Genomic DNA, 8,098 nt, shown 5'->3' on the forward strand with positions numbered 1-8,098 from the left:
TGGTCTTGGGACATATCTGACACTCGCTTTCAATTGGTTTTGGTCGACTTGATTGTAGCACAGGACGATATGTCCTTTTGTTGTACATAAAAATAGTGTTGATGGATTTTATCCATCGACGCTAAATATCATAGGCCCAAAAAATTATGACTAACAGGAAATTCCCAAAGTCCTAAATCAATTTATCCGTTTTATACTCACTATATGTTATAACTTGAGTATAAAACGGACTTTTAGATTGAGGTGAAACCAATGGGCCAACGAGAAGAAATCATTGCGTACTTGAATAAGAATGGTGGTCAAATTACGTCTAAAACTGCTAATTCAATGGGTATCTCACCTAGGGTGTTACGCAGCATGTATGCTCATGGACAGCTAGAAAGATTAGCACCGGGTGTTTATATTGATCCACTTGAGTTTGGCGACGATATTGCTGCACTACAGTATAGCCTTTCGAAAGGTATCTTTTTCAAAGACACAGCACTTTTCCTTTATGGAATGATTGATCGAACGCCAAGTACCTACGAAATGAACTTTCCGTTGCCATACGCGTATAGTACTAAAAACGATGCACCAATCAAGATTTATCGGCAACAAAAGGAGCTTTATGAAATTGGTATAACAACAACTAAAACTCCTGGTGGACATCTAGTTAAGGTTTACGATGTTGAGCGTACCTTGTGTGATATCCTGCGAACGCGAGATAGGTCTGATGCTGAGACAATTAAACAAGCAATGAATAGTTATATCCATCGGAAAGGAAAAAATCTCCGCCAATTAATGACGTACGCAAGAATATTTAAAGTAGAAGAAGAGATTAGAGCGTATATGGAGGTCCTACTGTGAAACTTGAATTTACTGACCAGAAGCAGTTTCTGGCTAGAATCAGAAAGTTGGCAAAGGAAAGAAAAATCACACCACAGATTATGTTGCAGGAGATTATTTAGATGATCTGATTGAATTTCACCTTCTTTAGAAATAGCGTCCATAAAATTTGTATCCTAATAATTTTAAAAATAGTACCTACAGTCATTGAGAGTTAAAAACTTATTTATTTGTACCAAACCGCAGTTGATTAATCTCATAAACTGAGAGGGTATCTGTTCTCATATGGGCGTAAACCAGAACCAACAAAGACACGATGTACAAAAAGACTGCCCTCGAAGTTATATCTGCGAAGGCAGTTTTTTTCATATCATGATTATGAGAGTAGATCAGAGCGGCACCCTCAGATAGCTTTTTACGATTAGAACGCACGTTCTTTTTAGACCTGAATAAAAGCCCAGTTAAGGGCTGATATTACTAACTGATTGCAGATCAGACTACGCTTGTGGTTGGCTAAAATGCTTTAATGAAGCTAAGTATAAAGATCCACCAATAATTGCGAGAATTCCGCCAATCCAACCCAAGAATGGAATAAGCGCGATTGCGCCGCCGACAATTAGTAAAACGCCTGATGCAGTACCGACACGCTTATCACCTTTATAATAAATTAATGCAATAATTCCTAATGCTAAAATAGCAATTTTCAAAATGTTTAGGAAAGCGGCCGCACCTGATGTATTAGATACTGATCCAGTGGCAGCATCGCTAACAATGCCACCAGCAATAAACCAGCCCCCGAATAATAAAATAATGCCGCCGACTAGCCCTACAATCCCGTTAGTAAGTGCTAAATTTTTTGACTTCATGTTGAAGTTCCTCCCTTTATTAACAGCTTTTCGTGTCGATCAGTTTATTGGACATAAGTTGTTGAAGCCTACCCAAACCATTAATCCCCGTATTGATAGGCTTATTTTTCGTATAAATAAACAAAGGTGACCAATATTCTAGCCGATAAATAAGCTTTCCATAAGCGTGTCCGTAGTAACTTGGTTCGAACATTAAGATACTTCATCATAAGGGGCGTTAGTCGCGTTTAGCCCTATTCCCAGAAGATGACGGCCATTGCTACTCGTACTTGTTGGCGTTCTTCTTCCGTAAGTGCTTCGCCTCCGTATGTCATCGAATCCACATGAGCTGTGAGAAAGTCTTTTAAGTCAGTGGTATCTTTTCTAGCAATCCATTTAGATGCGCTATCTTCACCCAGCAGGTAGTCGGTTGTCACATCATATAGATCTGCAATCTGTTTAAGCATGTTCAAATCTGGCTCATTCGTGCCATATTCATAGTTGGCATATCGCTGCATACTGCTCAACCCTAATTTCCTGGCCACCTCAGTTTTTGACCAATTCCGACTGTCACGAAGGTTAATTAGTCTTCGAATGAAGTTGTTTTGTGTTTTTGCTGGCATGTTATAGTCTCCCAATGAACGTATTGTATAATATTTAAACGTAAAATTTATATTTTTAAATAAAAAATTTAAGAAATAACTTATTTAAATAAACTATTTAATATAAAAACATGATTTATCGATATAAATTAATTGCTTGTTAATTATAATGCATTCAGTTTGTTAGAGCGAATTCGTGGTTAAACGTAAAGGTTGCTAAGTGTTTGTATTTTCTTAACATTGAATGACAACTAATTTGGAGGTGCAATAATCTAGCGTTCTGTTTTTTGTTGAATGACTAACTAAAAATTGGTAGGTTGATTGTTAGCTTAGGTTGTCAGGATAAGTGAAAGAACTGTACAATGAATGTAATTAAATTTAGAGAAGGGGGAGCAACGGGTGAAATTATTTCAAACCAAGCATATTACTGTAAGCATTGCCAAAACAAGCCATCGGGAGAAGCTGGAAGGTCTGGTTTTCTGGGGATTATTATTGTTCCTAGTGATTTGGCGAAGAAAGCGGTAGGCGTATCGTTATGAATTTATGGAGGATTTTAGGGTGAAGAATAAGCAAGCTAATCAGATTTTAAGAGCTTGGGATTTAGCTGAAAAAATTAGTGGTGGTGAGCTTGACAAGAAGGCTAAATGGTTTAGTGGAGACATACGAAAAACAGCGTATCAGAAGCGTGAATCAGGTACAATAAATGAAAAAATATCTCAAAATAATCAATCAAGTGATCAACATGTGACGATTTCACTTTTGTACTTAGGTGCATATAAAAAACAAGATTTACGAGATAGCATTCAAAATATTCGTTTTAGAGATACGGAAATGGTTCAAAATCGTGATCCTGCTAAGGGCTATAGTGTGGCATTAATCGTTAATAGCGACTGGTCCTTTCAAAAGATTGAGGTACCTTATGCAGCTTATTTTTATTTGAAGCTTCGGCAAGAAAATATCGAGGAAGCGATGCATGGTCAACAATATGATGACTTCAAGAGCCAATTGTCGCAACAACTAGAAGAAGTTATTGATCGAAAACGAGCCGACTTAGCTGAGTGTTTGGCACTGGCTAACCAGATTGTACTGAAGACTTTTAAGTTAGCAGGTACACGTAACGTCAGTCAGTTGCGGGGACTCTTTCAAATCCAAGATGAACCCCCGATGTTAAATAGTTTCTATACTGAGGATATTGAGCGTGTATTGCAGGCGTCTGCGGACGATTCATTACTATTGAAGTATTTAGGTTTAAATCCTGATATTGCGACAAAGCAAGAAGTGGATCAGAATCGAGATTTTATTTCAAAATTATTGGATGTAGAAAATCTACCAGATGGGCGGTGGCCTGGACCTGAAAAGTACTTTCAGTCATTGATGCAGCAGGTGGCAGTCAATGTGATTCGTGACAAGGGACCAATTAAGACTGATCTAAAAACAGTGAATGGACCACCGGGGACCGGAAAAACAACGCTATTACAAGACGTGTTTGCCGATACGATCGTACAACAAGCTAAAGTAATGGCACAATTGGAAAAGCCAATGGATGGCTTTCGGAGAATTAAACCCATTGAGTTGTTTTCTAACTGTAAGTATAATGCCTATGAATTAATTCCTGCCCTACAAGGGTACGGTATTGTGGTGACGAGCAATAATAATTCTGCGGTTGCCAATATTTCAAAGGAATTTCCGAGTCGTAACAAAATCAGACAGTATCCTAACGAGAATCGTGAGAAACAAGATGAGTATCGGACTCAGCTAGAAGAAATTGACTACTTTAGCGATTTAGCGAATCGCATTTTGGAGACAGCGGACTCTTGGGGAATGTTTGCGGTTCCGATGGGGAGTAAGGCCAATCAGCAAAAGGTATTTAAACATATTAATCATGGCGTATTAAAGAAACAGTTAAGTGTATACTCGGATAGTTGGGCGGATGCACGACAGAATTTTAATACGGCATTGGAGGCAGTTCATCAGGAAAAAGCGCGATTACATCGAATGATTTCAATCGTTGAGCGGGCCAATCCATCCGTAGTTGATCAGGCTTACCTTGAGTTGAAAGTTGTAGACGAGGGGATTGAGGTACTAAATCAAGAAATCGCTAACTTGACACAAAAAATTGAGAATACAAGGCATAGATTAGTAACATTACCGAAAAAAAGATTTTTGATTTTCTGGCAACACGAAACGCCAACACATGATAGTCTAAGATTTCATATTTCTAATTTGAATAAAAAAATTGAAGGACTCAATGAACGAGTAGCAGATCGGCGAAAAGAACGCCGGCATGTTGTTCATTTAATTGCACAGCAGGAAAAAATCATTCGTGAAGTTGAACCAATCCAAAAACAATTGAAAAAAGAGGGAATCGTTGTTTTTAATGATGACTTCTGGAGACAGACGAATGAGAAACGCCAACAGGCTTTGCCGAACAATAGTAGGGTTCTCCAGAACAAGCGTGCAAGATTATTCATTGCTGCAATGCGGCTACGGAAGGTATTTATTTGTGAGGCACGTGTTCCAATATCGAACGCTTGGGAGTTTTTCGCGCATCAGGATAAGCTAGTCTTTGCTGAAGATACTTTGGCCCTAACTGCTGGTTTTCAAATTATGCAACTGTTGATTCCGGTTATGAGTACGACGTTGGCCAGTGTTGGACGGATGTTTGCCAATTTTGGTGAGAACACTATCGATAATGTTTATATTGATGAGTCTGGTCAAGCGACGCCGGCTTCTGCGGTTGGTATCGCGTGGCGTGCAAAACATCTAGTCGCGATTGGCGATCCTGCGCAAATTGAACCGGTTGTGACGACTAATGAGGCGACGTTAAGAACGATTGCGCGTGATTTCAAAGTATCAGAACAATATTTGCTGCCGACGACGTCTGTGCAGCAACTTGCGGATCAAGGTAGTATTTATGGTATGCATAGGTCCAATCATACATGGGTCGGAATACCGTTATGGGTTCATCGTCGCTGTGATTCACCGATGTTTGAAATTGCAAATGAAATTTCTTATGAGAATAAGATGGTTCAGGGAAAGCCGACGAAGCTGTCTCAGGTTGAACGTAGTCGCTGGATTAACTCAAAAGGAAAAGCAACGAATCAACAATTCGTCCCTGAAAATGTGACTGCTTTGGCACGAATAATGAAAAAGCGGCGTGATGAAGGCAAAAGTTTGGATCAAATGTTTGTTATTTCCCCCTTCCGTGCAGTGGTCAACGGTATTACTAACAAGTTGCCAAAAGAATTTAATGACGGTGCGATTTCTAAGAAATGGTTGCAAGAACATGTTGGCACTGTTCACAGATTTCAAGGTAAAGAAGCCGATGTTGTTTTCCTAATTATTGGAACTGACCAAGATACTGACGGTGGCGCTGACTGGGCATTTAGTAAACCTAATTTATTGAATGTGGCAGTGACGCGTGCTAGACATGATTTTTATTTGATTGGTGATTACCATCGGCTCAAGAGTAAGCCTTATGCTGAGGTAGCCGCTCGTGAGTTGCCATTATTGGATAATTAAGAAGTTATTGATTGTTACTTTTTAAGTTGTATAGAACAGAACTCACACTAAAAAGTTGGGACAATTAGCTTACTTATTCGGTAGCTAATCTGAACAGTGTATTGTTGTAGTTCGTATTCATGTAGGTCGTCAAATTTCTCTAGATAGGGAATGGTTCTAGGTGATAGTTGGGGTGTGTTTGATATATCATTAATAATGAATTATTGCTGTTAAGGTCGGAAGGAAAAAATATTCGGCTCGTTAAAATGACATCAATAGAAGATGCTCCAATACACTTTAAAATATAGAGAAGAGGCTTAATATGTCAAAATCGCATTCAACTAATCGAACGGTCACCTGGCTCCTCAATATCGTTAAACTAATTGGTCTATTCGCACTATATCAACTAGCTATGATTCCAACGATGATGCCAGCAATTCGACATGGGTTCTCGGCCACGGCAACACTAATTGCCGGAGTGGCAAGTTTAGTCTTGCTCGGATCACTCATTTGGTGGCTGGTAACGATTTATCGTCGTCAAGCGCCAATCGTGACCAGTTTATCACGACCGACACGTCCGGTGTTAACGATAGTGGGCCTATTTATCCTGGTTGAGTTAGGTAACGTGTTGGCGGGACTTATCGTGAAACAAACCCCTGAAAACCAAGTGATTTTGGATAAGGTATTTACTACTAGTCCAGTCATTAATGTTGTCATGATGGCAGTATTGGCACCGATTGTCGAAGAACTGATTTTCCGCGGGCTGATGTATCGTTGGTTATTTCCGCGGGTCACAAATTGGGTGAGTTTCACGGTTGCATTAGTTTTTGCGAGTTTAGTATTTGCCCTTGCCCATACGTTATCGTTTAGCCCTGCGCTACTAGCCTACTTACCGATCGCCGTCGTGCTGACTTTTACGTACGTGTGGTTCAACGATATTCGCTATAGTATCGCCTTGCACATTATCAATAATTCATTGGCCATGGTTGGCATGTTGACTTTGCTTTCACGTTAAAACAGGTTATCCTATTGACGTAGCGATTGACATGCGCGTATTAGTCGCGTGATGTGTAATAATTAAAACAGGCAACGTCCAAATTTTGGGCGCTGCTTGTTTTATTAATAGCGGTGTGGTTGATGTAGTGGTAATCATTGTTTGGTCACTTAATAATATTAAACAGTTCAGTTATACCAAGAATATTATTATGATACAATTTTCGATGGAGGTGGCGAGATGCGTATAATTACACCAATTGAGAACAGTCGGCGACATGAAGAATTTTGTCCATTGGATACAACTTTGAGTATCTTGTCGGGTAAATGGAAATCAATTATTATCTGTCGATTAATGGGGAGTTCGCAGCGCTTTTCGTCCTTATTAAAAGGCATGCCGGGCTGTACCAGTCGAATGTTGGCGATGCAACTAAAGGAATTAGTTGCGGATCAGATTGTGAGTCAACAAACGGTCGCTAATCATTCAGTTTATGAGTTAACGAACATTGGAGTATCACTAGTTCCAATCGTTGAAGCAATGGATCGATGGGGGAAGGCTTACCTTGAAACGTTACAGTTGGCGTAGTCGATTGGTCAACGCTTAGACTAAGTATAGGACGTCATTATTAGCCACTATTTTTAACAATCATAAAAATTGCTCGCAGGAATCTTCGGAGCAGTTTTTTTAATACGCATTAAAAGCTGATTGGCTCAAAGCTAATCCGAATAGTGGCTAAGTGCATTTGCAATCAATACTGCGACTAATAAGGCCGTGGCCGCTGCAATCGTCACTGCGTAAAAGCCAATTTTAGTTAAAAGCAGGCCGCCAGCGGCAGATCCTAACGTTAAGCCATAGTATAAAAAAGCACTATTAAATGACATGATGGTTGAACGATTAGATGGCACAATATTAACGATTGTCGCAGTTAATGCAGTGACACCCCAGCCTTGAGATAAGGCGAGCACAACCAGAATAATCAGCAATACTGCTAAATGTTGTCCCCAGATGCCTAAGGATAAGACTAATGTAGCTGAAACTAAGCCATTAATTGTAACGCTCTGTTTTTTACCAAGCAATGATATAAGTTTACCGGCAAAGAAACTCGCAACAAAATTAGCACTTCCATAAGTGATAAAGATGAGACCAGTTTGCATTGTGTTGAAATGAAAGGTCGCGGTTGCAAAAACACCTAAAAAGGTATAAACGCCATAGAACGAGAGCGTAAAATATCTTGTGTAAATGCATAAAAGATTTCTGAATTGTATAGAAATAGGGAATGCCTTCCCTTATGATATTTAGTAACCACAGAAAACATCACAGGAGGCATTCCC

7 protein-coding genes are annotated in these 8,098 nt (G+C 39.5%); 4 read left to right on the forward strand and 3 right to left on the reverse strand.

Annotation, left to right across the window (positions count from 1 at the left end):
- Positions 1-252: 252 nt before the first annotated feature.
- A complete protein-coding gene (locus MZO41_RS16230; protein ID WP_013355297.1) occupies positions 253-846 on the forward strand; it encodes a type IV toxin-antitoxin system AbiEi family antitoxin domain-containing protein in 594 nt (197 codons plus the stop codon).
- 476 nt (positions 847-1,322) lie between these two features.
- Here MZO41_RS16230 and MZO41_RS16235 read toward each other — a convergent pair whose 3' ends face one another.
- Together MZO41_RS16235 and MZO41_RS16240 are read right to left on the reverse strand one after the other, a co-directional pair.
- Complete coding sequence (locus MZO41_RS16235) at positions 1,323-1,691, reverse strand: membrane protein (RefSeq protein WP_003641164.1); 369 nt, start codon at positions 1,689-1,691, stop codon at positions 1,323-1,325.
- Positions 1,692-1,924: 233 nt separating this feature from the next.
- Positions 1,925-2,293 carry a helix-turn-helix domain-containing protein gene (locus tag MZO41_RS16240; RefSeq protein WP_003641165.1) on the reverse strand — a complete coding sequence of 123 codons (369 nt, stop codon included), beginning with the start codon at positions 2,291-2,293 and terminating at the stop codon, positions 1,925-1,927.
- Positions 2,294-2,830: 537 nt separating this feature from the next.
- On the opposite strand from MZO41_RS16240, the gene MZO41_RS16245 reads away from it, so the two are divergent.
- The 3 genes from MZO41_RS16245 to MZO41_RS16255 all read left to right on the forward strand — a co-directional run bounded on the left by MZO41_RS16245 (position 2,831) and on the right by MZO41_RS16255 (position 7,352).
- On the forward strand, positions 2,831-5,794 hold the full coding sequence (locus MZO41_RS16245; protein ID WP_013355298.1) for a DEAD/DEAH box helicase: 2,964 nt from the start codon (positions 2,831-2,833) through the stop codon (positions 5,792-5,794).
- 301 nt (positions 5,795-6,095) lie between these two features.
- Positions 6,096-6,788: a CPBP family intramembrane glutamic endopeptidase gene (locus tag MZO41_RS16250; RefSeq protein WP_011101204.1), complete on the forward strand. Its 693-nt coding sequence runs from the start codon at positions 6,096-6,098 to the stop codon at positions 6,786-6,788.
- Positions 6,789-7,007: 219 nt separating this feature from the next.
- Positions 7,008-7,352 carry a winged helix-turn-helix transcriptional regulator gene (locus MZO41_RS16255; RefSeq protein WP_013355299.1) on the forward strand — a complete coding sequence of 115 codons (345 nt, stop codon included), beginning with the start codon at positions 7,008-7,010 and terminating at the stop codon, positions 7,350-7,352.
- A gap of 131 nt (positions 7,353-7,483) precedes the next feature.
- On the opposite strand, the gene MZO41_RS16260 is transcribed toward MZO41_RS16255, so the two are convergent.
- Positions 7,484-8,038 (reverse strand): MFS transporter, encoded by a 555-nt coding sequence (locus MZO41_RS16260; protein WP_353656370.1) that lies wholly within the window; start codon positions 8,036-8,038, stop codon positions 7,484-7,486.
- Positions 8,039-8,098: the final 60 nt, after the last annotated feature.

This window comes from Lactiplantibacillus sp. C232, from assembly GCF_023806725.1.
Lineage (GTDB): Bacteria > Bacillota > Bacilli > Lactobacillales > Lactobacillaceae > Lactiplantibacillus > Lactiplantibacillus plantarum.